This window comes from Metabacillus sp. KUDC1714 (genome assembly GCF_014217835.1).
GTDB lineage: Bacteria > Bacillota > Bacilli > Bacillales > Bacillaceae > Metabacillus > Metabacillus rhizosphaerae.
Window position 1 is genome coordinate 1,246,606 of sequence record NZ_CP055263.1, and the last position, 21,629, is coordinate 1,268,234.

Annotated in this window: 21 protein-coding genes; 1 reads left to right on the top strand and 20 read right to left on the bottom strand. The window is 37.9% G+C overall.

The window, feature by feature from the left end; all coding sequences use genetic code 11:
* Positions 1-11: 11 nt before the first annotated feature.
* The 8 genes from hisD to hprK all read right to left on the bottom strand — a co-directional run bounded on the left by hisD (position 12) and on the right by hprK (position 7,568).
* Positions 12-1,280: a histidinol dehydrogenase gene (gene hisD / locus HUW50_RS06050; protein WP_066329248.1), complete on the bottom strand. Its 1,269-nt coding sequence runs from the start codon at positions 1,278-1,280 to the stop codon at positions 12-14.
* 4 nt (positions 1,281-1,284) lie between these two features.
* The gene (gene hisG / locus HUW50_RS06055; RefSeq protein ID WP_396652621.1) at positions 1,285-1,890 is read right to left on the bottom strand and encodes an ATP phosphoribosyltransferase; all 606 of its coding nucleotides are present in this window, start codon (positions 1,888-1,890) and stop codon (positions 1,285-1,287) included.
* Between the two features lie 25 nt (positions 1,891-1,915).
* Positions 1,916-3,082 (bottom strand): ATP phosphoribosyltransferase regulatory subunit, encoded by a 1,167-nt coding sequence (locus tag HUW50_RS06060; RefSeq protein WP_066329250.1) that lies wholly within the window; start codon positions 3,080-3,082, stop codon positions 1,916-1,918.
* 478 nt (positions 3,083-3,560) lie between these two features.
* Positions 3,561-4,085: an acyltransferase gene (locus HUW50_RS06065; protein WP_066329254.1), complete on the bottom strand. Its 525-nt coding sequence runs from the start codon at positions 4,083-4,085 to the stop codon at positions 3,561-3,563.
* 1 nt (position 4,086) lies between these two features.
* A complete protein-coding gene (gene ppaX / locus HUW50_RS06070; protein ID WP_066329256.1) occupies positions 4,087-4,728 on the bottom strand; it encodes a pyrophosphatase PpaX in 642 nt (213 codons plus the stop codon).
* Complete coding sequence (locus HUW50_RS06075) at positions 4,718-5,665, bottom strand: nucleoside recognition domain-containing protein (RefSeq protein WP_066329259.1); 948 nt, start codon at positions 5,663-5,665, stop codon at positions 4,718-4,720. Before HUW50_RS06075 ends, ppaX begins: the two co-directional genes overlap by 11 nt.
* Positions 5,666-5,694: 29 nt before the next feature.
* A complete protein-coding gene (gene lgt, locus HUW50_RS06080) occupies positions 5,695-6,513 on the bottom strand; it encodes a prolipoprotein diacylglyceryl transferase (protein WP_066329261.1) in 819 nt (272 codons plus the stop codon).
* Positions 6,514-6,632: 119 nt separating this feature from the next.
* Entirely contained in the window at positions 6,633-7,568 is a 936-nt protein-coding gene (gene hprK / locus HUW50_RS06085; RefSeq protein WP_066329263.1) for an HPr(Ser) kinase/phosphatase, read from the bottom strand.
* A 209-nt stretch (positions 7,569-7,777) separates the two neighbouring features.
* On the opposite strand from hprK, the gene HUW50_RS06090 reads away from it, so the two are divergent.
* Positions 7,778-8,473, top strand: coding sequence for an N-acetylmuramoyl-L-alanine amidase (locus HUW50_RS06090; RefSeq protein WP_185653779.1), 696 nt, complete (start codon positions 7,778-7,780; stop codon positions 8,471-8,473).
* A gap of 46 nt (positions 8,474-8,519) precedes the next feature.
* Here the strand turns inward: HUW50_RS06090 and HUW50_RS06095 are convergent, their stop codons facing one another.
* The 12 genes from HUW50_RS06095 to HUW50_RS06150 form a co-directional block, all read right to left on the bottom strand.
* Complete coding sequence (locus tag HUW50_RS06095) at positions 8,520-10,022, bottom strand: metallophosphoesterase (RefSeq protein ID WP_066329267.1); 1,503 nt, start codon at positions 10,020-10,022, stop codon at positions 8,520-8,522.
* Positions 10,023-10,135: 113 nt separating this feature from the next.
* On the bottom strand, positions 10,136-10,498 hold the full coding sequence (locus tag HUW50_RS06100) for a phage holin family protein (protein WP_066329268.1): 363 nt from the start codon (positions 10,496-10,498) through the stop codon (positions 10,136-10,138).
* Position 10,499: 1 nt separating this feature from the next.
* A complete protein-coding gene (locus HUW50_RS06105) occupies positions 10,500-10,697 on the bottom strand; it encodes a PspC domain-containing protein (protein WP_066329269.1) in 198 nt (65 codons plus the stop codon).
* Between the two features lie 11 nt (positions 10,698-10,708).
* Positions 10,709-11,794, bottom strand: a complete 1,086-nt coding sequence (locus HUW50_RS06110) for a DUF4097 family beta strand repeat-containing protein (RefSeq protein ID WP_066329270.1) — start codon at positions 11,792-11,794, stop codon at positions 10,709-10,711.
* A gap of 266 nt (positions 11,795-12,060) precedes the next feature.
* Complete coding sequence (locus tag HUW50_RS06115; protein WP_066329272.1) at positions 12,061-12,384, bottom strand: magnetosome magnetite crystal formation protein family; 324 nt, start codon at positions 12,382-12,384, stop codon at positions 12,061-12,063.
* 154 nt (positions 12,385-12,538) lie between these two features.
* Positions 12,539-15,412, bottom strand: coding sequence for an excinuclease ABC subunit UvrA (gene uvrA, locus HUW50_RS06120; RefSeq protein WP_066329274.1), 2,874 nt, complete (start codon positions 15,410-15,412; stop codon positions 12,539-12,541).
* Between the two features lie 7 nt (positions 15,413-15,419).
* A complete protein-coding gene (gene uvrB, locus HUW50_RS06125) occupies positions 15,420-17,405 on the bottom strand; it encodes an excinuclease ABC subunit UvrB (RefSeq protein ID WP_066329276.1) in 1,986 nt (661 codons plus the stop codon).
* Between the two features lie 411 nt (positions 17,406-17,816).
* Positions 17,817-18,050, bottom strand: coding sequence for a CsbA family protein (locus HUW50_RS06130; protein ID WP_066329279.1), 234 nt, complete (start codon positions 18,048-18,050; stop codon positions 17,817-17,819).
* Between the two features lie 33 nt (positions 18,051-18,083).
* Positions 18,084-18,524: a GNAT family N-acetyltransferase gene (locus tag HUW50_RS06135; protein ID WP_066329281.1), complete on the bottom strand. Its 441-nt coding sequence runs from the start codon at positions 18,522-18,524 to the stop codon at positions 18,084-18,086.
* Positions 18,525-18,642: 118 nt separating this feature from the next.
* Positions 18,643-20,229 carry a peptide chain release factor 3 gene (locus HUW50_RS06140; RefSeq protein WP_066329283.1) on the bottom strand — a complete coding sequence of 529 codons (1,587 nt, stop codon included), beginning with the start codon at positions 20,227-20,229 and terminating at the stop codon, positions 18,643-18,645.
* 133 nt (positions 20,230-20,362) lie between these two features.
* A complete protein-coding gene (locus HUW50_RS06145; RefSeq protein ID WP_157094321.1) occupies positions 20,363-20,530 on the bottom strand; it encodes a hypothetical protein in 168 nt (55 codons plus the stop codon).
* A gap of 108 nt (positions 20,531-20,638) precedes the next feature.
* On the bottom strand, positions 20,639-21,625 hold the full coding sequence (locus tag HUW50_RS06150) for an ABC transporter permease (protein ID WP_066329286.1): 987 nt from the start codon (positions 21,623-21,625) through the stop codon (positions 20,639-20,641).
* Positions 21,626-21,629: the final 4 nt, after the last annotated feature.

Below are 21,629 nucleotides of genomic sequence, written 5' to 3' on the forward strand. Positions count from 1 at the left end.
GTATTTCCTCCTTATTTTCGTCTTTCTTCCAAAGCACGAGCATGGGCTTCTAATCCCTCGAGCCTAGCTAATTTTGCAATTTTTTCATAGTTATTAGTAAATGCTTTTTCACTGTATGAGATAATACTCGATTTTTTCATGAAATCATCGACGTTTAACGGGCTAGAAAAACGTGCTGTACCATTTGTTGGTAACACATGGTTAGGACCTGCAAAATAGTCACCTACAGGTTCTGAGCTATATCGTCCAAGAAAAATCGCTCCTGCATGCTTTAGATCATTTAAAATCGCTAATGGATTTTCTGTTAGTACTTCGAGATGCTCTGGAGCAAGCTCATTCACAACAGCAATTGCTGTTTCTAGATCATCAGTCACGTAAATATGACCATACGTATCAACAGATGCCTTAGCAATCTCTTTTCGAGGTAAAGTAGCAACTTGTTTTTCTACTTCAAGCTTTACTTCCTCAGCCTGATTCATCGACGTTGTCACGAGAATACTAGATGAGTTTTTATCATGCTCTGCCTGTGATAATAAATCTGCAGCAATTTCATTTGCCCTTGCTGTTTCATCACTTAAGACAACAATCTCACTTGGACCTGCGATCATATCAATATCAACAATACCGAATACTTCTCGTTTTGCTAACGCAACAAAAATGTTTCCTGGACCCATGATCTTATCCACAGCAGCAATCGTTTCAGTTCCATATGCTAACGCTGCGATTGCTTGTGCTCCACCAACCTTATAAATTTCAGCAATGCCAAGTTCTTTGGCTGCAACTAAAACACCTGCTGGCAGTGTACCTTGTTGATTTGGAGGTGATGTAATAACAATCCGCTTTACCCCAGCAACTTGTGCAGGAATCACATTCATTAATACAGAGGACGGATATGCTGCGGTTCCACCTGGTACATAAACCCCCACTGCATCTAGTGCTGTGATTTTTTGTCCGAGCATTGTTCCCTCATCATTATAGCTAAACCAAGATTCACGCTTTTGTTTTTCATGAAAAGAGCGAATATTGGCTGCTGCTTCACGAATAATCTCAACTAATTCATTATCCAGCTCTTCATATGCTGCTGTAAATTCTTCTTCTGTCACCTTTAAGCTTGATAATGATACTTTATCAAATGTTTCTGTGTAGGAAAAAAGCGCCTTGTCTCCGTCAGATCGAACGGTTGAAATAATCGATTGAACGATTTTCCTTTGTTCTTCTGTCCCAGTATCAATTGTTCGTCTTAACGATACTTTTTTATCAGTAATACGGGTAATTTTCATTGCATTAACCTCCAATGACTTTCGATAACCGTTCAACTAGTTCATCAATTGGCTCATCCTTCATACGATAGCTAACAGGGTTTACGATCAAACGAGATGTAATGTGACAAATATGCTCAAGCTCAACTAAACCATTCTCTTTTAACGTTCTTCCAGTCGAAACAATATCAACAATGCGATCTGCTAAACCAATCAATGGTGCTAGCTCAATTGAACCATTTAATTTAATGATTTCAACTTGTTCTCCTTGTTCACGGAAGTAGCTTGATGCCACATTCGGATATTTTGTTGCCACTTTAGGAGCAACATCTGTTAGTTTTGCATTTGGAAGTCCGGCAACCGCTAAATAGCATTCACTAATTTTTAAATCAAGAACCTCATAAACGTCACGGTCTTCTTCTAACATGACATCCTTACCCGCAATTCCAACATCGGCAACACCATGCTCTACATATGTCACAACATCCATAGGCTTTGCTAAAATAAAGCGAATATTTTCATTTGGGACATCTAAAATCAACTTTCTTGATTCATCAAATTCAGGTGGGAGCTGATAGTCGGCTTTACGAAGCATATCTGCAGCTTCCTCAAAAATTCTTCCTTTTGGCATCGCGATCGTTAACACATCTTTCACCTCACAGCTCCTCCTTTCTTGAACCGATAAAATAGACTACCTCTTCAAAATGCTTTGTAAATGCATCAACATCTTTAATTCCATTTATATCTTGCATGACAACTCGTTTATTGTTCATGCGAAGCTCATTTGTATGGGCAATCGCCTCTGTACGGCGTTCCAGACTATAGATCACACATTGTAGCTGTTGTTCATCTGTCATTTTTAGAGACTCTATAATGCGATCAATGTGTAAACCAAATCCAGTTGCTGGTGCTGCTCGATTAAATTTTTCAAAAAGATGATCATATCTTCCACCACTACCTATTGGAAAGCCAACATTGTCTGCATAGACTTCAAATAAAATCCCAGTGTAATAGCTCATATGACTGACAATATTTAAATCTAGCTTTAAATAATCTGTGACATGAAATGCTTCTAGTGTAGACCATAACTGAGTAATTTCTTCTAATGCGTCACGTGCAGCCCTTGATGAGACTAAATCTTTAGCTGCTGCTACTTTATCAATGCCTCCACGTAAAGTTAATAAACTAAATAAGCGCTCTTTATCAATTGAAGATAGCGGCAGCCCTTTAACATGCTCTTTATAGCCTACATAATTTTTTTCATATAAGAAGCGCCTTAAAACATCGGCACGTTCTTGATTTCCTAAAACCTCTTTAAACAAGGCATCTGCATAGCCAATATGGCCGATGGCAATTTTAAAATTCTCAAGTCCAGCTTCCTTTAGTGAAGCAATCATCAATGCAATCACTTCAGCATCTGCACTTGTTGTTCCATCACCGATTAATTCCACCCCAACCTGTTCAAACTCAGCGGGACGACCACCTTCTCGCTGCTGTGCGCGAAAAACATTTGCAGAATACGCAAGTCGTAAAGGGTAAAGATGATTATATAATTTAGATGCAGCAACTCGAGCTATAGGTGCTGTCATATCTGGTCTGAGCACCAATGTATGACCTTGCTGATCTAATAGTTTAAAAAGCTGTTGATCAAGTATCGCGGATTGAACCCCAACTGTCTCATAGTATTCAAGAGTTGGTGTTTCAATAAATTGAAAGCCCCATTGCTCAATGACATTTGTCATCGCATGACGCGTTTTCTTCTTTACTTCATATAGATTTGGTAATGTATCAACCATTCCAAGCGGTTTCTCAAACATAAACATGTTTCTGTACCCCCGTCGTAATTTTCAGAATGCTTTACTTCGCTAATATGCTAATATACTACCAAAGTGAAGGAGTTTTTTCAAGAAATTAATTACACAATTTGGCTAACCTTCGCTATTTATTAATTGTTTATTTATTCAGTCTTTTTAAAATATAGTTAAACAAACGTTTATTTAAATCATGATTAACGCTTGGCCTTCCTATGTTTTCAGACAATAGCTTGGCCCATTATTAAGCAAAGGCTCAGTTCTAAAAGATTGTTTCTTTTAAAAAGAAAACTATTTAAGGTTGATTGGAGCGGAAGTGCGAGACTCCTGCGGGAGCAGCGGGACAGGTGAGACTCATGCAGGCGTATACGCCGAGGAGGCTCACCGCCCGCCCCGCGGAAAGCGAGCATCTCTCGCTGCAATCAACCACACTGCATTACTTGGTAAATAGCAACCAAGTTTGAGAATACAGAATTATGCAAAAAGGCCACTAGTTTTTACTAGCAGCCTCCAGGTCCCTTTTTGCCAGCTCTTCTTTTGTATAAATAATTTGCATTGGATTTCCACCAACAAATGCACCTGCAGGAACATCCTTATGGACGAGTGTTCCTGCCGAGACAATAGCACCGTCACCGATGATCACACCAGGGAGGATGGTAGAATTGGCACCAATTAGCACCTCGTTGCCAATCTTTACATCTCCTAGGCGATACTCGTTTATTAAATACTCATGAGCTAGAATTGTTGTATTATAGCCAATCACAGAATTTCTACCTACTGATATTTTCTCAGGAAACATCACATCAAGCATCACCATTAGTGCAAATGAAGCATGTTTTCCTACCTTCACTTTTAAAAAGGTTCGATAAAGAGAGTTTTTCACGGATAAAAATGGTGTATACCTTGCGAGCTGAATGACAATAAAGTTTCGGACAACCTTCCAAAATGGTACTGTCTTATAAACATGCCATAATGAATTCGCGCCAGAAACTGGGTATCTAGTCGTTCTTCTCACATCATTCCACTCCGACGATTGGTAGTAAATCACTCATTTTTTCTAATAAATAATCTGGGTTATAGCTACTAATATACTCTCTACCTTTAATACTCCAAGCTACTCCTGCTGTTTTCGTTCCAGCATTTTTCCCTGCCTCAACATCATGATGATTATCGCCAACCATGATTGCTTCCTCAGGTGATGAATCAAGCTGCTTTAACGCCAATAAAACTGGTTCAGGATGTGGCTTCGCATTTTCAACATCATCAAGGGTAACGACTACATCAAAAAATTGATCAAGCTTAGTTAGCTTTAATCCCATATTCACGGTGTCACGAATTTTCGTTGTAACAATCCCTAGTTTAAAACCTTGCTCCTTGAGTGTTTTAATTGTTTCAAAAACAGTTTCATATTCGGTTACAAGGGTATCATGCTGTTCATGATTAAATTTACGATAAACTTTAACCATTTCATCCATTCGATCTTGATCCACACTGCCAAACGTATCATAAAGAGTTGGACCGATAAACGGTAGAACATCTTCTCGTTTATATTTGCTTGGGAAATATGAATTTAACGTGTGAAGAAACGATGCAATAATGAGCTCGTTTGTATTAATTAATGTTCCATCTAAATCAAATAACAGTGTATTAATTTTCATAAGACGCTTCCTTTCTACTTGGTACAGCTTCTACCTTCCGCCAGATCGTCGCAATTGTTATTGTTAATAGGATTGCCACAACTAGACGAATTGCAAGCAATGGTAAAACAGGAATTCCTAATGGAATAAAAATAAGTGTATCCTCAACAACCGCATGACATGCAACAAGGAAAATAAACGCTAACGTTAAATCTTTGCGACTTACATTATCCTCTTTTACAGCCTGGATCATCACACCTGCTCCATATGCCAATCCAATTGTAAGTCCTGCAACTAATGTCATCGACGTATTTTCTTTCATCCCTAACATCCTTGTCACCGGTGCCATCCATTTTGTGAAAACAGTTAATAAACCTAAGTCTTTTAAAAATTGAATCACAATCATTAATGGAATTACAATTAATGCTAGCTGGAGAACACCTAAGCCTGCCTTTTGTATGGCCAAACCAATGATTTCCAACCAACCGTTTGGGACAACCTCTGTTTTGCTTACAAAACCATATTGGGCCATTTCTCCACCACCCTGCCAGACAAGGTTCACAACGATGGCGGATACGAAGGCAAGACCAATCCTTACAAATAGGATTACCCACAGCTTAAGACCAACTTTTGCTGCAACAGATGACTCAATAAGTAAATTGTGTGAAAAGGATAGCATGACAGCTAAGATAAAAACCTCTTTCACAGTTAAATCAAGCGATAAAATCGCCGCAATCCCTGCATACAGATTAAGAAAATTGCCGATGACTAACGGGATTGCCGCTTCCCCAGATAAACCGAAGATTCCCATAATCGGGGTAATCAGCGTTGCCAACCAATCTAGTACAGGCGTATGCTGTAGCAAACTAACAATTAACGTGATTGGAAAGATCACCTTTCCTAATGTCCAGGTTGTCTGGATCCCAGCTTGAAAGCCACTTTTTAAACTATTCCCCATAGCCAACCTCTCCTTGATGTGTAATACCTTTATTGACTTGAATCTAAGTATCTTACGTTAGAATGTCCTTTTACTCGGCGGAAAATCATGATTCCTACAGCAACTGCAATTAAAACAATCGAAATAACCTGAGCAATTCGTAAAGTCTCTGTAAGCATCAAGCTATCTGTTCGGAGACCTTCTATAAAGAAGCGACCGACCGAATACCAAATGACATAAGTTAAAAACAGCTCTCCACGTCTAAAATTAGCTTTTCTTAACAACAGCAAACCGATAACTCCAGCAAAATTCCACAAGGATTCATATAGGAAGGTTGGATGATAATAAGCGCCATTTATATACATTTGATTTACGATAAAATCAGGCAGCATTAATCCCTCTAAAAACTCCCTTGAAACTGTATCGCCATGTGCCTCTTGATTCATAAAGTTCCCCCAACGACCAATTGCCTGACCTAGGAGAATACTTGGTGCACCGATGTCAGCAAGCTGCCAAAAGGAAATTTTCTTTACTCTAGCATAGATTGCACCAGTAATAATTGCCGCAATAAGCCCACCATGAATAGCGAGACCACCATTCCATATTTTTATAATGTCACCGGGATTTTGAGAATAATAGTCCCATTGAAAAATGACATAGTATGCCCTTGCCCCTAAAATTGCCATTGGGATTGCAAATAACACCACATCAACAAACGTGTCTTTATGTAACCCTCTTCTCTCACTTTCTCTAACTGCAAGTAAAAGCCCGAGTAATGCTCCAACACCAATAATGACTCCATACCAATGAATTTGTATCGGTCCTAATTCAAGAAATATTGGATCAAGAGGCTGTAAATTCTCTTCCATTCTCTCAACTCCCTCTATACTTATTTTTAATATATATAATCTATGTACTATCTTAGGGTCTGACCCCTCAAAACAACACCCTTAGATATGAGGGGTCTGACCCTTTCTAAAACAAAATCCTATTCTTCCTCGCGATCAGCATCTTCTATGACACCAGCGAGCTTATTTGTAAATTGCTCTGCAGCATTTACACCCATACGCTTTAATCGGTAATTCATTGCAGCAACCTCGATAATGACAGATAAATTTCGTCCAGGTCGAACTGGAACAGTTAGCTTTGTCACATCTGTATCAATAATTCGCATTTTGTCTTCTTCAAGACCAAGGCGATCATATTGTTTATTTTGATCCCAGAGCTCAAGGTTGATGACAAGTGTAATCCGCTTAAAGCTACGAACAGCGCCTGCTCCAAATAATGTCATGACATTGATTATTCCTAACCCACGAATTTCCAAAAGATGCTCAATTAACTCAGGAGCACTACCAACTAATGTATCTTGGTCTTCCTGACGAATTTCAACACAATCATCTGCAACAAGACGATGACCACGTTTTACTAGTTCAAGAGCTGTTTCACTTTTACCAACGCCACTTTTACCAATTATTAATACACCGACTCCATAAATATCTACCAATACACCATGTACTGCAGTAGTTGGAGCTAGCTTTCCTTCGAGAAAGTTTGTTAAATGACTAGATAATCTTGTCGTCTTCATTGGTGATCGTAGAACAGGAACACCATCACGATTTGAAGCTTCAATTAATTCAGCAGGTGGTTCATTTTCTCTCGTAAGAATGATTGCAGGTGTAACATCTGTACAAAGCTCGTCCATTCGATGCTTTTTCTCTTGTTCTGTTAATTGATGAAAAAATGAAAGCTCAGTTTTTCCGAGCAATTGAACTCGTTCCTTTGGATAATATGTAAAGAACCCAGCCATTTCAATACCAGGACGAGACAAATCACTTGTAATGATTGGTCGATTAATTCCCTCTTCTCCACTAATTACCTCAAAATTAAATTTATCAATAAGATCCTTTGTGCGAACTTTAGGCACGATTTATCCTCCTTTATGACAAGGGCTTTCACTATAGTTTATAACAAGCTTGGATATACCCTTGTATTCCTTTTCAAATGTTAAGAAAGACTCTGTTTATATTTTAGCATTAGAACATAACATTCCAAAATATTATTTTACTTTAACGCTACTCTCCTGCACTAAACTCCCTATATAAACAGTGAAGAAACTAATAGGAGGGTAAATTAATGAAAATCATGATTGATGCAGGACATGGGTATGAAACACCTGGAAAAAGAACGGTAGATGGGATGAAGGAATACGAATTTAATCGCGCTGTTGCAAATGAAATGAAAAAACTTTTTTTAACCTACGAACATGTAACCGTGCAATTTTCACATTCAGACAAAAAAGATGTTCCATTAAGTGAAAGGACTGCTAAGGCAAATCAAGCGAAGGCTGATCTATTTGTTTCAATTCATGCGAATGCACATGGAAACGGGAAAGAATGGACGTCAGCCGCTGGTATCGAGACATATGTTTATTCATCGAAACCTAAGGCTGCTTATGAATTAGCAAAAATTGTCCAGGCTAACCTTGTAAAAGAAACTTCTAGGAAAGATCGTGGCGTCAAGACTGCTAATTTTCATGTGTTAAAAACAACAAGCATGACAGCAATCCTTTGTGAATGTGGATTTATGACCAACAAAGCTGAAGCAGGTCTACTACGTACAAGTGAGTATCGGAATCGATGTGCAGAGGCGATTGTAAAGGGAATTGTTTCATATTACAAGCTCAAAAGAAAGAGTAAAATAGAAAATCCAACTCCCGAAAACGATTTTTTCAAGGTGCAAGTCGGTGTTTTTAACGAAAAGGAAAATGCAAAAAAACTTGCTGAGGAATTAAAAAGCAAGGGTTATGAAGCTATCATTGTGACTAGTTAAGCTACCCTACGAAAAAGCCAAATTCAGCTATTTGAATTTGGCTTTTTCAAGGTGAAAAAACAACCTTTTCATCTCGTATTTTCTTATAAACATTTATTTCAAAGTAACTTGTCGCAATCATTTTTTCCGTTCTTTTTACATCTATGTCCATTGAAAATGCATCCTTACCAGGGTATTTATCGGGATCGTAATAGAAATATTGATCCAGGTGGGGTGAGTATGTCTGAACATCAATTGAATTCGTCTCCTCATCAATATGAAGAAGACGGATAAAGCCGTTACCACCTTTAGGTCCCTTTTGGTAATCTGCAAGCAGTTGATAAACCTTCCGATCGAAAATCCCATCAAAATTATCATCAATTTCATCCACTAATAATTCACTATTATGATAATGTCCACAAAGAACCGCAACAACATTTTTGTTTGGTACAACTACCTTTTCAAAAATTTCATTGCCTTGTTGACTTCTCTTACCGTTTTTTTCTAAGTATTCGTGAAACGCTAAGATCGCTGTACGGTCTGAATAACGCTTTAATACCTTGTTCATCCACTCTATGTCCTTTTCTTCGATATCCCAGCCCATATAAAGGAAAACATAATCTTTACCATTCGCAGAGATTAGATCATAATGGCCATGATTATTTTGATACGACTCACCATAATAATATTTTTCATAAAATCGATTCTCTCCGAAATATCGCTCATACTGCTTAAAGTCGTCACCTTTATCATGATTTCCTGGGAGTACTCCATATGGGATTTTCGCTACGTCTAATGTATTCATGTAAGAATCAGCACGTTTCCATTGCCTCTCATCGCCACCCTTATTGACGATATCACCAGTATGAAAGACATATTTAATTTTCATCACAGCTTTATTTTGTGAAATCCATTCTGTTAATGTCTTAAACACGGCAGGATGATCTTGTGCATAATATTGAGTATCAGACATCCAGACAAAAGAGTAATCATAGCTTTTTGACTGTGATGATCCTACTTGATCCTGAACAATGACACTTATCTTTTTATCTTTTACATATTCACCAGCTGAGACCGTTCCATTAAGATCAAACTGATATTTTCCGGCTAATTTCCGATCAATCTCCAGCCACTTTTGTTTCGCAACATTCCAACCATACATTGTTACCTGTCTTCCTGGTAAAGACTTTCCTTCCCAATGGACAGTAATATTATCTGATGGTTGTATATCATTATTCACCTTAACGTCAAAACGGTGATAAGGAAACTTTGTTACTGATTTAGTTTTATTTGACTCACTGTCATTTTCCTTAAGCGCAAAGTATTTTTTAGTTGAAAATTCCTTTTCTCCTTTTGGGGCAAAAGTTTTCGGTGGTTCAGTACTTGTTGCATTTTCACTAACAAGTATGTGATTCTTTTTTGCGGAAGTATATTGATGAGCATGATAAAAATTTTTCCCATTGATCTCAACACTAACCAGATCTATCGTGTTACTCTTCACAAGATGTGTTGGTATAAAGATTAGAATCATGATACATATGACAAAAAAAACACTGTTAAATTTGTACATGCTTTTCACCCAATGGTAGTATGTGCAGAAATTAGCTTTTTTACCATTAGAAAGCGCGGATTACCTATAAAAAAAGAGCGAGACAGACTCTCTACTCAAATTTAAACAAACGTTTATTTATTTTTTTGCAGCGGCTCAATGATCGCCTTCTGGATCATCAGATGAAGCAATGAAATAACAACGGCTGCAAGTATGGCTGTGCTGAAACCATCGATATTAAAGGCGTCCCCCATAAGACCCTCAGTAATCATCAAGGTGACCGCATTAATGACAAAGAGAAATAACCCTAAAGTTACAACTGTTACAGGCAATGTTAGCAGAATGAGAAACGGCTTAACAAGTACATTTAAAACCGATAAGATGAAGCTTGCCCCTAAAGCCGCTCCGATCCCACTTAAGTAGAATGAATCAAAATAGCCAGAAACGACAATTAATATGACTGCATTCACAAGAATGCTAACTAGCCATCTCATCATCTTAAATAATGTCCGATTCTTCTGGCACAAGGAATATCCACGCAATATAGATAATACCTAATGGAAAAAATCCAGTAGGTATAAGCAATATGACAAATAATATCCTTAATATTGAAGCATCAATACCCAAATAATCTGACAAGCCTCCAAGTACACCAGAAAGCTTTCGATCTGAGCGAGATCGGTGTAATTTTTTCATACTCTTCACCCTTACATATTTTTAGTCAAAATTGATCCGGTTTTCGAATCAGCAAACATAGAAAGCTTTGTCTCCTTTGCTGTTCTGAACCTTAATTCCTTTTGAATCGTTTCATTCTTCTCAAGTGAAATGTCGATATCCTTTAGTTGTGCTGATAATGCACCAAGGTTGGATTTAAACTCACCTATAACTTTGCTTTCCTCTGGGATATTTATTTCAATATTCCCAGTTGTCGTTTTTGCATAAAGTGCTTCACATGCCATATCTGCTAGTGTTAATTGAAGGTTGCCATTAAAGCTTTGTGCATCAATTTTCTCAGCAGATCCATTGAACTGAATGATTCCAGTGATCGATTCTACTTCTACCTTTTCATACTTAGAATTTGAAAGCTTAATTTGACCATTAGCTGTTTCAAACTCACCATGCTTACCATTAATAGAAGAGAATGATAATACACCATTTGCAGTCTTTGCCTTGATAGTGTCTACATTTAAATCTTCCCCTCTTATTGGACCATTAAACAGCTTTATCTTTATTTGATCATATGCTTGTTCTGGAACATACAATACGACATTGATTTTCATTGTTTTTTTATCAGAATGAAGAATAAGACGATTTCCCTCTAGTGTACATTCAACTTCAGATAAGAAACTTTGTCGTGCTTGCTCCATATTCTCTGCACGGTACACTTTCGCATCACATTCTACTCGAATATCCTGCTCAGTCCATGGTTGGATATTCACACTACCATTTGGAAAATTGATATCGATGTCATGAAAGGATGCACCTTGAAATTGAAAGATATGGTGGATATCAATCGATTTCCCAAAATTCAAATCAAGATCGAGCTCCTTTACCCTTTTCACCGCTGTATCAACCCAATCCATTAATTTCGTACCTAATGATGATTGCTTCTCATGGGGTTGTTTAGCATTATCTTCATGGTTATAATCAATGACTTCTGTTGATAATGCTGTTATCTTTTCTTCTTTTAATTGTTCATCACGATCTAGAGCCTCAATTAAAGACAATGCTTCGTCCGCAGATAACTTTCCATCTTCAACAAGTTTTAAAATTCGTATTCTTTGTTCTTTCATCATATTTCCTCCCCTGATTTAACGTTTTCTAAAGGTTGTTTTCTAAGAGATTGTTACTTTAAAAACAAAAACTATTTCAGGTTGATTGGAGCGGAAGTGCGAGACTCCTGCGGGAGTAGCGGGACAGGTGAGACTCATGCAGGCGTTTACGCCGAGGAGGCTCACCGCCCGCCCCGCGGAAAGCGAGCATCTGGAGCGGAAATCAACCACATCGCTTCACTTAGTAAATAACAACAAAGTTTGCGAGTCAGCCTTTCTAAAAAAGCTTATATTCCTGATAAGAGTTTAATTCCTTTAACAATGTTCCAAATAAAAACAATCAGATTAATTAACCCAACAACAAGAAAACCTCCGAAGAATACGGTTAAAAAGGTTGCTTCAGAAGGATTAGAAAAACCGCTAAACACAATCATCCCTATCACGCCCAGCACCGATAAAAAGGGAATAATATGAGAGATAAGTGCCTTCTTAGCATGCTGCTTCACTTCACTATGGTCGACAATAAAATAGATCGCAATCGGCAAAAGAAACGGTGCAAAAAACACACTAAAATAATTCAATGATGCTAGCGCTTTATTCGTTTTATCCAATTTCTTTTCACTCTCCTTATCTTTAATACGTATGAAAGTTGGAGAGGTTTCACTATTTTATTTTTTAGGTTTGTTAAAATATATTTCAAAAAAAGAGAGCATCGATTGTTACTTCGATGCTCTCTCTAACTGGATACCTTAGGAAATCAACTTTTTACTGCGCAACTTCCTCTTTCTCTTTAATTAACTTTTTCATTCGGTCACGATCACGTTCAATTACTGGTTTTAAATATTTTCCAGTGTAGGACTTCTCATTGTTCATAATATCTTCTGGTGTTCCAACGCCAACGATTTGTCCGCCTTTGTCTCCACCTTCCGGACCTAGGTCTACAAGATAGTCTGCCGCTTTAATAATATCTAGATTGTGTTCAATGACTAATACAGTATCACCGTTTTCTACTAGTCTTTGTAATACTTTCAAGAGACGAGCAATATCATCTACATGTAGTCCTGTTGTAGGTTCGTCAAGAATGTATAAGGAACGGCCTGTTGAGCGTCTGTGTAATTCTGAAGCTAGCTTTACTCGTTGTGCTTCACCGCCGGACAATGTTGTTGCAGGTTGCCCTAGTGTGATATAGCCTAAGCCCACATCAAAGATGGTTTGAAGCTTACGTTTAATCTTCGGAATGTTTTCAAAGAATTCCACAGCATTTTCTACTGTCATTTCAAGAATGTCTGAAATGTTTTTCCCTTTATAGGTAACTTCAAGAGTTTCACGATTGTAGCGTTTGCCATGGCATACCTCACAAGGAACATACACATCAGGAAGAAAGTGCATTTCGATTTTAATGATTCCATCTCCACGGCAAGCTTCACATCGTCCACCCTTCACATTAAAGCTAAAGCGGCCTTTTTTATATCCACGTACTTTTGCTTCATTCGTTGTTGCAAATACATCGCGGATATCATCAAACACACCCGTATATGTCGCAGGATTTGATCTTGGTGTTCGACCAATCGGAGACTGATCAATATCAATTACCTTTTCTAGGTGTTCAATTCCTTTTACCTCTTTATGCTCACCAGGCTTGGCTTTTGCATGGTGAAGCTTTTGCGCAAGTGATTTATGAAGAATTTCATTAACTAATGTACTTTTTCCTGATCCTGATACTCCTGTTACAGCAATAAATGTACCTAGAGGGAACTTTACACTTACGTTTTTAAGGTTGTTTTCCTTGGCACCTTTGATCTCAATATATCGTCCATCATGCTTCCTACGTTCAAATGGTAATGGAATAAACTTTTTACCTAATAAGTATTGACCGGTTAACGAGTTAGCATCATTCATAACCTCTTCCGGTGTCCCTGCTGAAATAATCTGGCCCCCATGAATTCCTGCTCCTGGACCAATATCAATTAAATAATCAGCAGCAAGCATTGTATCTTCATCATGTTCAACAACAATTAGCGTGTTGCCAATGTCACGCATGTTTTGCATCGTCCCAATCAGGCGATCATTATCACGTTGATGTAAGCCAATTGATGGCTCATCAAGTATGTACAAAACACCTGTTAATCGTGAGCCAATTTGCGTGGCAAGCCTAATCCGCTGAGCCTCTCCACCAGATAAAGTACCAGCTGCGCGATTCAAGGTTAAATAATCGAGTCCAACATTATTTAAAAACCCTAGGCGCTCACTAATTTCTTTTAAGATCTGGTTTGCAATGGTCTTTTCCTTTTCAGATAGCGAAACATGTTCGAAAAAGGTAAGGGAATCCTGTACAGACAGCTTCGTAATCTCACCAATGTGATTTCCATCTATTAAAACAGCGAGCGTTTCTTTCTTTAAACGATATCCTTTACAAGAAGGGCAATTTTGCTGACCCATATACTTTTCCATTTGCTCACGGATATAGTCTGAGCTCGTTTCTTTAAATCGTCGTTCAACATTTCGAACAACACCTTCAAATTGAATATAGTTCTCTCTAATTTGTCCAAAATCATTTTCATAACGGAAATAAATTTCTTCTCCGTCACTGCCAAACAAAATTTTATCCAGCAAGTGCTTTGGAATGTCTTTAACTGGAATTTCCAAATCAATTCCATAATGATTACATACTGCCTCAAGCAATTGTGGATAATACTGTGAGCTTGTTGGCTCCCACGGTGCAATTGCATGCTGATGAAGCGAAAGATCTTTATTCGGAATAATTAGATCCAAGTCAACTTCAAGCTTTGTTCCAAGTCCGTCACATTCAGGACAAGCACCAAATGGGCTATTAAATGAAAACATTCTTGGTTCTAGTTCTCCTATCGAGAAGCCACATTGTGGACAAGCATGGTGCTCACTAAAAAGCAGCTCTTCTTCACCCATCACATCAATTATAACTCTCCCTTCACCAAGTCGTAATGCTGATTCAAGGGAGTCTGCTAAACGAGAGGCAACACCTTCTTTGACGACAATACGGTCAATCACAACTTCTATCGAATGTTTTTTATTTTTCTCTAATTCAATTTCATCAGATAGCTCCTGCATTTCACCATCAACACGAACACGGACATAACCTTGTTTCTTAATATCTTCAAATACCTTAGCATGTGTCCCTTTTCTACCAGAAACAATCGGTGCAAGAACTTGAAGCTTTGTTCGTTCAGGATAGTCTAGTATCCGATCAACCATCTGTTCAATCGTTTGCGAAGATATTTCAATTCCATGGATTGGACATGTTGGTCGACCAACTCTTGCAAATAATAGACGTAAATAATCATAGATTTCCGTTACCGTTCCAACTGTAGAACGTGGATTTCGACTCGTTGTCTTTTGATCGATTGAAATCGCAGGTGACAGTCCTTCGATCGCATCTACATCAGGTTTATCCATTTGTCCGAGGAATTGACGCGCATATGCTGATAAGGATTCAACATAACGTCTTTGTCCCTCTGCATAAATGGTGTCAAAAGCCAACGAAGATTTACCTGAACCTGATAAACCAGTTAAAACAACAAGCTTATCACGCGGAATGGTGACATCTACATTTTTTAGGTTGTGAGCACGCGCTCCCTTCACAACGATATGTTCCATTGCCATAATTGTTTCATCCTTCCGCTTTAAGCTCTAAAATTAAATCACGTAATTCAGCAGCACGTTCGAAGTTCAAAGCCTTTGCCGCTTCCTTCATTTCGTTTTCCATTTCTGAAATGACTTTGTCTCGTTCCTTTTTCGTCATCTTTGTCAATTTCTTCGTGATCGATGTTTCATACTCTTCCAGTTCTTCAGCTGCAACTGTTGCACGAATTACTTCACGAATATCTTTTTGAATTGTTTGTGGTGTTATGCCATGTTTTTCGTTGTATGCCTGTTGAATTTCACGGCGGCGTTTCGTTTCATTTAAGGCCAATTCCATTGAATTCGTTATCTTATCTGCGTACATAATAACATGCCCTGCTGCATTTCGTGCTGCACGACCAATTGTTTGGATAAGGGAACGCTCTGAACGTAAAAATCCTTCTTTGTCAGCGTCTAGGATCGCGACTAATGATACCTCTGGAATATCTAGCCCTTCTCTTAACAGGTTAATCCCAACAAGAACATCATATTTACCAAGTCTAAGCTCTCTTATTATTTCAATCCGCTCTAATGTTTTAATTTCTGAATGCAGATAATTTATCTTTATCCCAATTTCCTTTAAATAGTTCGTCAAGTCTTCAGACATTTTTTTCGTTAGTGTTGTGATTAGTACACGTTCATTTTTCGCCACTCTAGCATGGATTTCATCAATTAGATCATCTATTTGTCCTTCAATAGGACGGACATCAATGGTTGGATCTAAAAGTCCTGTTGGGCGAATAATTTGCTCGATCATTTCTGGAGTGTGTTCCATTTCATAAGGACCAGGTGTTGCAGAAACAAACACAATGTTTTCAATATGCTTTTCAAATTCTTCAAAGCGAAGTGGACGGTTATCCATAGCTGACGGCAAGCGAAAGCCGTGATCAACCAATACTTGCTTACGAGCCTGGTCACCATTAAACATACCCCTGATTTGCGGTAATGTAACATGTGATTCATCGATGACAATCAAGAAATCATCGGGAAAGAAGTCAAGCAATGTATAAGGTGTTGAGCCTGCTGGACGAAGTGTTAAATGACGTGAATAGTTCTCAATCCCTGAGCAAAAGCCCATTTCTCTCATCATCTCAAGGTCATATCTTGTTCGCTGCTCAAGACGCTGTGCCTCAAGAAGCTTGCCATTTTCGCGCATTATGGCTAAACGTTCCTCAAGCTCAGCCTCAATATTGACGATGGCCTTCTCCATCTTTTCTTCTCTAGTTACGAAGTGGGATGCAGGGAAAATCGCAACATGCTCACGCTCTCCTAAAATCTCACCTGTTAATGCGTCGACCTCACGAATCCGGTCGATTTCATCACCAAAGAACTCAACGCGAATACATTGCTCATCTCGGGAAACCGGGAAGATCTCAACAACATCCCCACGAACCCGAAAAGTACCCCGGCGGAAATCTATATCATTGCGTTCATATTGAACATCAACTAATTTTCTCAATAACTGGTTTCTTTCAACTTCCATGCCTGTTCTTAAAGAAACAACAAGCTCTTTATATTCCTCTGGAGAACCGAGGCCATAGATACACGAAACACTGGCAATAATGATGACATCATTACGTTCAAATAAAGACGATGTAGCTGAGTGACGAAGCTTATCGATTTCATCATTAATACTTGCATCTTTTTCAATAAATGTATCGGTTTGTGGAACATATGCCTCAGGCTGATAATAATCGTAATAACTTACAAAATACTCAACAGCATTGTTTGGGAAAAAATCTTTGAACTCACTATATAGCTGCCCAGCTAATGTTTTGTTATGGGCAATAACCAATGTGGGTTTATTCACTTCTTTTATAAGATTTGAAACAGTAAAGGTTTTACCTGTTCCAGTTGCACCTAGCAATGTTTGATGTTTTTTTCCTTGCTGAATTCCATCGACTAATGACTGGATCGCCTTAGGCTGATCACCCTGTGGCTTGTATTTCGAGACTAATTCAAATTGCTCGCTCACGCAAAAGCCTCCATTCAGAAAGTTTCAATAGTAATAGTTTACCACATTTATATGGAAAATCACTAAAAATACGAACTATAGTTCGTATTTTTTATTTAGGTATGTAAGATCGGTGTAATTCGGATGTTAATCGTTAATTTAATCTTGCAAGTTTGGCTTTGGATTTTGCAACTTTTTATGTTAATCTTGCAACTTTAGCTTAGAATTTTGCAAACTTGGGGAAATCTTGCAACTTTGGATGAAATTTTGCAACTTCTGCTCATAATCTTGCAAATTTTCATGATAATCTTGCAAATTCCGCCCATAATCTTGCAACTACTCCATCCTTTACCTTCAACCAAAGAAAAAAGAGCACCACCAGGTAGCTCCCATCTCTCTATTAAGTATATCTACTTTTGACGATACTCAAACCTATTTCTTCCTTATTAACTCTGCTTTCATTTTTCGCGCATATAAATATCCTGCGACAAGTGAGATAATGTCCAATGCAATGATAAGCGGATCGTCTGTAAATCCTCTTACATATGAAGCTATAAGTAGAGCCGCTGTTAAGGATGTACCAACATAGTGGTTATAGCACACTCTAGTAAAGAGGATAACGAGTAAAAACGGAAGGAATAACGCTAATATAACTTTTAAAACCATTATTGATCTCCTATTCGAAAAATAGTTTGGATGTTACAGAGAAAGGTTGTAGAAAAATACAGCATCCTCTTTCACATAGCCTAACTGTTCATAAAGAGCTTGAGCCTTTGTATTATCCTTTGTTGTTTCTAAAAGAATTCCAGCAGCTTTTGTTTCTAAAGCAAACTCTTTTGCCTGATTCATTAATGCTTTACCAACACCATGGCGACGATATGTTTCGGCTACGAATAAATCATTAAGCAGCCATTTACGTTTCATACCTACTGATGTGAAAATGGGATACAGTTGAACAAACCCCATTGGACTTTCTCCATCCATTGCTAGAAAAATAACGGATTCATTAAATCTCATACGTTCTTCAATAAAGGTCTTTGCTCCTTCAAGATCAGCTTGCTTGCCATAAAAAATTCTGTACTCATTAAATAAGGTTGACACAAGATCTATCTCTTTCAAAGCTGCACGAAAAATTTTCAACTAGCATCCCTCGCTTCAATTTAAAACTATGTATGAATTCACAAATAATCATACCATGTTCTATTTTATAAAGACTATTAAATTAAAAAGGCTAACTCCGAAGAATTAGCCATAAACATTATTTTTGTGATGTGACACCTTGGTAGTCATTCTCTTCTAAAAGATCAACTAACTCAATTTCCTTTTGATTTTCTAGGAAGTATCTTAGTGTAAATTCATTTTCAAAAAGAACAGCATAGGCACCAAAACGGTCGCGGACTAGCATGCTTCTTGAATCGAAGAAACGTTTTTCAAACTTTTCACTTTTAATCCATCGAGGAATTCGTTCCCCAAGTGATGTGAACTCGATATCGACATTGTATTCAGCCTTCATCCGGTATTCAAACACTTCAAACTGGAGCTGACCAACTGCACCAAGGATCATTGAATCATTTAGTTCCTGTCTAAATAACTGAATGGCACCTTCTTGAACAAGCTGTTCAATTCCTTTTCTGAATTGCTTCGACTTCATGACGTTTTTCGCTTGAACTCGTTTAAATAGTTCAGGTGGAAATTGTGGGAGCTCTTCATAATGATACTGCCCTTTTCCTTCTATTAACGTATCCCCGATTTGATAAATATTTGGATCATAAATTCCAATGATATCTCCAGGATAAGCTTCATCCACCGTATCACGGTCTTTTGCCATGAAGGCTTGTGTTTGGTTCAGCTTAATCGTTTTATTTGTACGACTTAGGTTTACACTCATTCCACGCTCAAACTTACCTGAACACACACGGAAAAAGGCAATACGATCACGGTGAGCCGGGTTCATATTCGCTTGAATCTTGAAGATATAGCCTGAGAATTGATCCTTTTCTGGTTCTACCAAGCCCTGGTCTGTTTTACGTGGCTGTGGCTGTGCAGCAAATTGTAGGAATGTATCAAAAAAGGTTTGTACACCAAAGTTAGCTAAAGCACTACCAAAAAAGACAGGTGTAAGCTCGCCTTTTTGAACACGCTCAGTTGTAAACTCATTTCCAGCCTCTTCAAGGAGTTCGATTTCACCTAATGTATCTTGATAAACAGGTTCATCTGCTAATCCATGGTTGGCAATTTCACTGATAGGGAAAACTTCCTCTTCCTCATCACCTTTAAAACGGACAAATTGATCATTAAAACGATCGTAAATTCCTAAAAATCGTTTTCCACTACCAACCGGCCAATTCATTGGGTATGACTCGATCCCAAGTACTTCTTCTATTTCAGAAAGAAGCTCTAATGGCTCTCTTCCTTCACGATCTAACTTATTAATAAACGTAAAAATTGGAATACCTCTCATGCGACAAACCTTAAAAAGCTTAATCGTTTGCGGCTCAACACCCTTTGTCGAATCAATAATCATGACTACACTATCAACCGCTGTTAATGTACGATACGTGTCCTCACTGAAATCTTCATGTCCAGGTGTATCCAAAATATTTACATGAAACTCATGATATGGAAAGCTCATTACACTTGATGTAACAGAAATTCCACGTTTTTTCTCAATTTCCATCCAGTCAGATGCAGCATATTTACCAGTTTTCTTTCCCTTTACTGTCCCAGTAGAACGAATAATCTGACCAAAATATAATAACTTCTCTGTTAACGTCGTTTTACCAGCATCAGGGTGAGAAATGATAGCAAACGTACGTCGTTTATTTATTTCCTGTTGTAAGCTCATTAGCAATACCTCTTTTAAATAAATTCGTGTTTCAAATATACTATAAAGATAAGGAAAGAACAATTTCTATATAGATGGAAATTGTTCTTTGAAACAGAAAAAAACAGGAGCTCGCCCCTGCTTTTCATCTTTCCTACCCTTTTTTTCTTTTATAATTGCTGATAGGATCTCCATCAGAGTAGAGCATATCCCATGAACTTTTGTAGCGATATTTTTTCCCCCATACATGGATTAGCATTCTCAATCCTGTAATAAGGCTTAAAAGTAAAAGCGCGACAATTAAAAACAAGATTTCATTCATATCATTTCCCCCAATCATCCTTGTAGCCATATATATGTTTTCGCGCTAAAAACATGCGTAAAAGTTTTTGTTGGGGGGGAAATTTATTTCTTGATAATGAACTGACATTTACGCAGCACTACTACCTCTTAAACGATCTAATAACACTGCCGCTACAATCACACCGCCTTTTACAACTAATTGCCAATAATAATTAACATCCATAAGTGTTAATCCATTACTAATCACACCCATGATGAGAACTCCAATAATCGTCCCTTGAATTCTACCTTTTCCTCCAGTTAAGCTTGTTCCACCTAAAATAACTGCAGCAATGGCATCTAGTTCATACATTTGTCCTGCAGTTGGCTGCCCAGAATACAATCTTCCTGCTAATACAACGCCACCTAAACCAGCTAATAAGCCACTAATGGAATAAACATTTATTAATGATTTTTCAACCTTGATTCCTGTTAAGCGTGCTGCTTCTTCGTTTCCACCAATTGCATAAATATGACGGCCAAACATTGTATATTTCAAAACAAAAAACATCACACCATAGACAAGAAGCATGATATAGATCGGTGTAGGTACTCCTAAAATAGCTCCACCACCAATAAATTTAAAGGTTTCATCTTGCAAAACAATTGGATAACCACCACTTATGACATAAGCAAGACCACGAACATATGTAAAGCTCCCTAATGTAACGATAAATGAAGGTAGTTTGGTTTTTGCTGTAAAAAAGCCATTAATAAGTCCTACTGCATAACCTACCGCTGCACCTGATAGCATCGCAATAATTGGGTTGACTCCTGCAGCAGAAACCATTACAGAGATAACGCCAGATAAGGCAACTGTCGAACCAACTGATAAATCAATTCCACCTGTTAAAATAACAATCGTCATTCCTGCTGCTAATATTGCAATAATCGAAACCTGCTTTAGAACATTTAACATATTTGCTGTATCTAAAAAGTTTGGTGCTGTAAACGAAAGAACAACACATAATAATAATAGAATCATAATCATGCCAAGACGATTCCATAAAGCATGAAAGATTTTGCCTAATTGAATGCTTTGAGATGGTGAAGCGGTTTGAGTATTTACCCTCATTTTT

Excerpts from the sequence above, each read along its gene's own strand:
- hisD (WP_066329248.1), bottom strand. The coding sequence starts at position 1,280 with ATGAAAATTACCCGTATTACTGATAAAAAAGTATCGTTAAGACGAACA.
- hisG (WP_396652621.1), bottom strand. The coding sequence starts at position 1,890 with ATGCCAAAAGGAAGAATTTTTGAGGAAGCTGCAGATATGCTTCGTAAA.
- HUW50_RS06060 (WP_066329250.1), bottom strand. The coding sequence starts at position 3,082 with ATGTTTATGTTTGAGAAACCGCTTGGAATGGTTGATACATTACCAAAT.
- ppaX (WP_066329256.1), bottom strand. The coding sequence starts at position 4,728 with ATGAAAATTAATACACTGTTATTTGATTTAGATGGAACATTAATTAAT.
- HUW50_RS06075 (WP_066329259.1), bottom strand. The coding sequence starts at position 5,665 with ATGGGGAATAGTTTAAAAAGTGGCTTTCAAGCTGGGATCCAGACAACC.
- lgt (WP_066329261.1), bottom strand. The coding sequence starts at position 6,513 with ATGGAAGAGAATTTACAGCCTCTTGATCCAATATTTCTTGAATTAGGA.
- HUW50_RS06090 (WP_185653779.1), top strand. The coding sequence starts at position 7,778 with ATGAAAATCATGATTGATGCAGGACATGGGTATGAAACACCTGGAAAA.
- HUW50_RS06095 (WP_066329267.1), bottom strand. The coding sequence starts at position 10,022 with ATGTACAAATTTAACAGTGTTTTTTTTGTCATATGTATCATGATTCTA.
- HUW50_RS06100 (WP_066329268.1), bottom strand. The coding sequence starts at position 10,498 with ATGATGAGATGGCTAGTTAGCATTCTTGTGAATGCAGTCATATTAATT.
- HUW50_RS06105 (WP_066329269.1), bottom strand. The coding sequence starts at position 10,697 with ATGAAAAAATTACACCGATCTCGCTCAGATCGAAAGCTTTCTGGTGTA.
- HUW50_RS06110 (WP_066329270.1), bottom strand. The coding sequence starts at position 11,794 with ATGAAAGAACAAAGAATACGAATTTTAAAACTTGTTGAAGATGGAAAG.
- uvrA (WP_066329274.1), bottom strand. The coding sequence starts at position 15,412 with ATGGCAATGGAACATATCGTTGTGAAGGGAGCGCGTGCTCACAACCTA.
- HUW50_RS06130 (WP_066329279.1), bottom strand. The coding sequence starts at position 18,050 with ATGGTTTTAAAAGTTATATTAGCGTTATTCCTTCCGTTTTTACTCGTT.
- HUW50_RS06140 (WP_066329283.1), bottom strand. The coding sequence starts at position 20,229 with ATGAGCTTACAACAGGAAATAAATAAACGACGTACGTTTGCTATCATT.
- HUW50_RS06145 (WP_157094321.1), bottom strand. The coding sequence starts at position 20,530 with ATGAATGAAATCTTGTTTTTAATTGTCGCGCTTTTACTTTTAAGCCTT.
- HUW50_RS06150 (WP_066329286.1), bottom strand. The coding sequence starts at position 21,625 with ATGAGGGTAAATACTCAAACCGCTTCACCATCTCAAAGCATTCAATTA.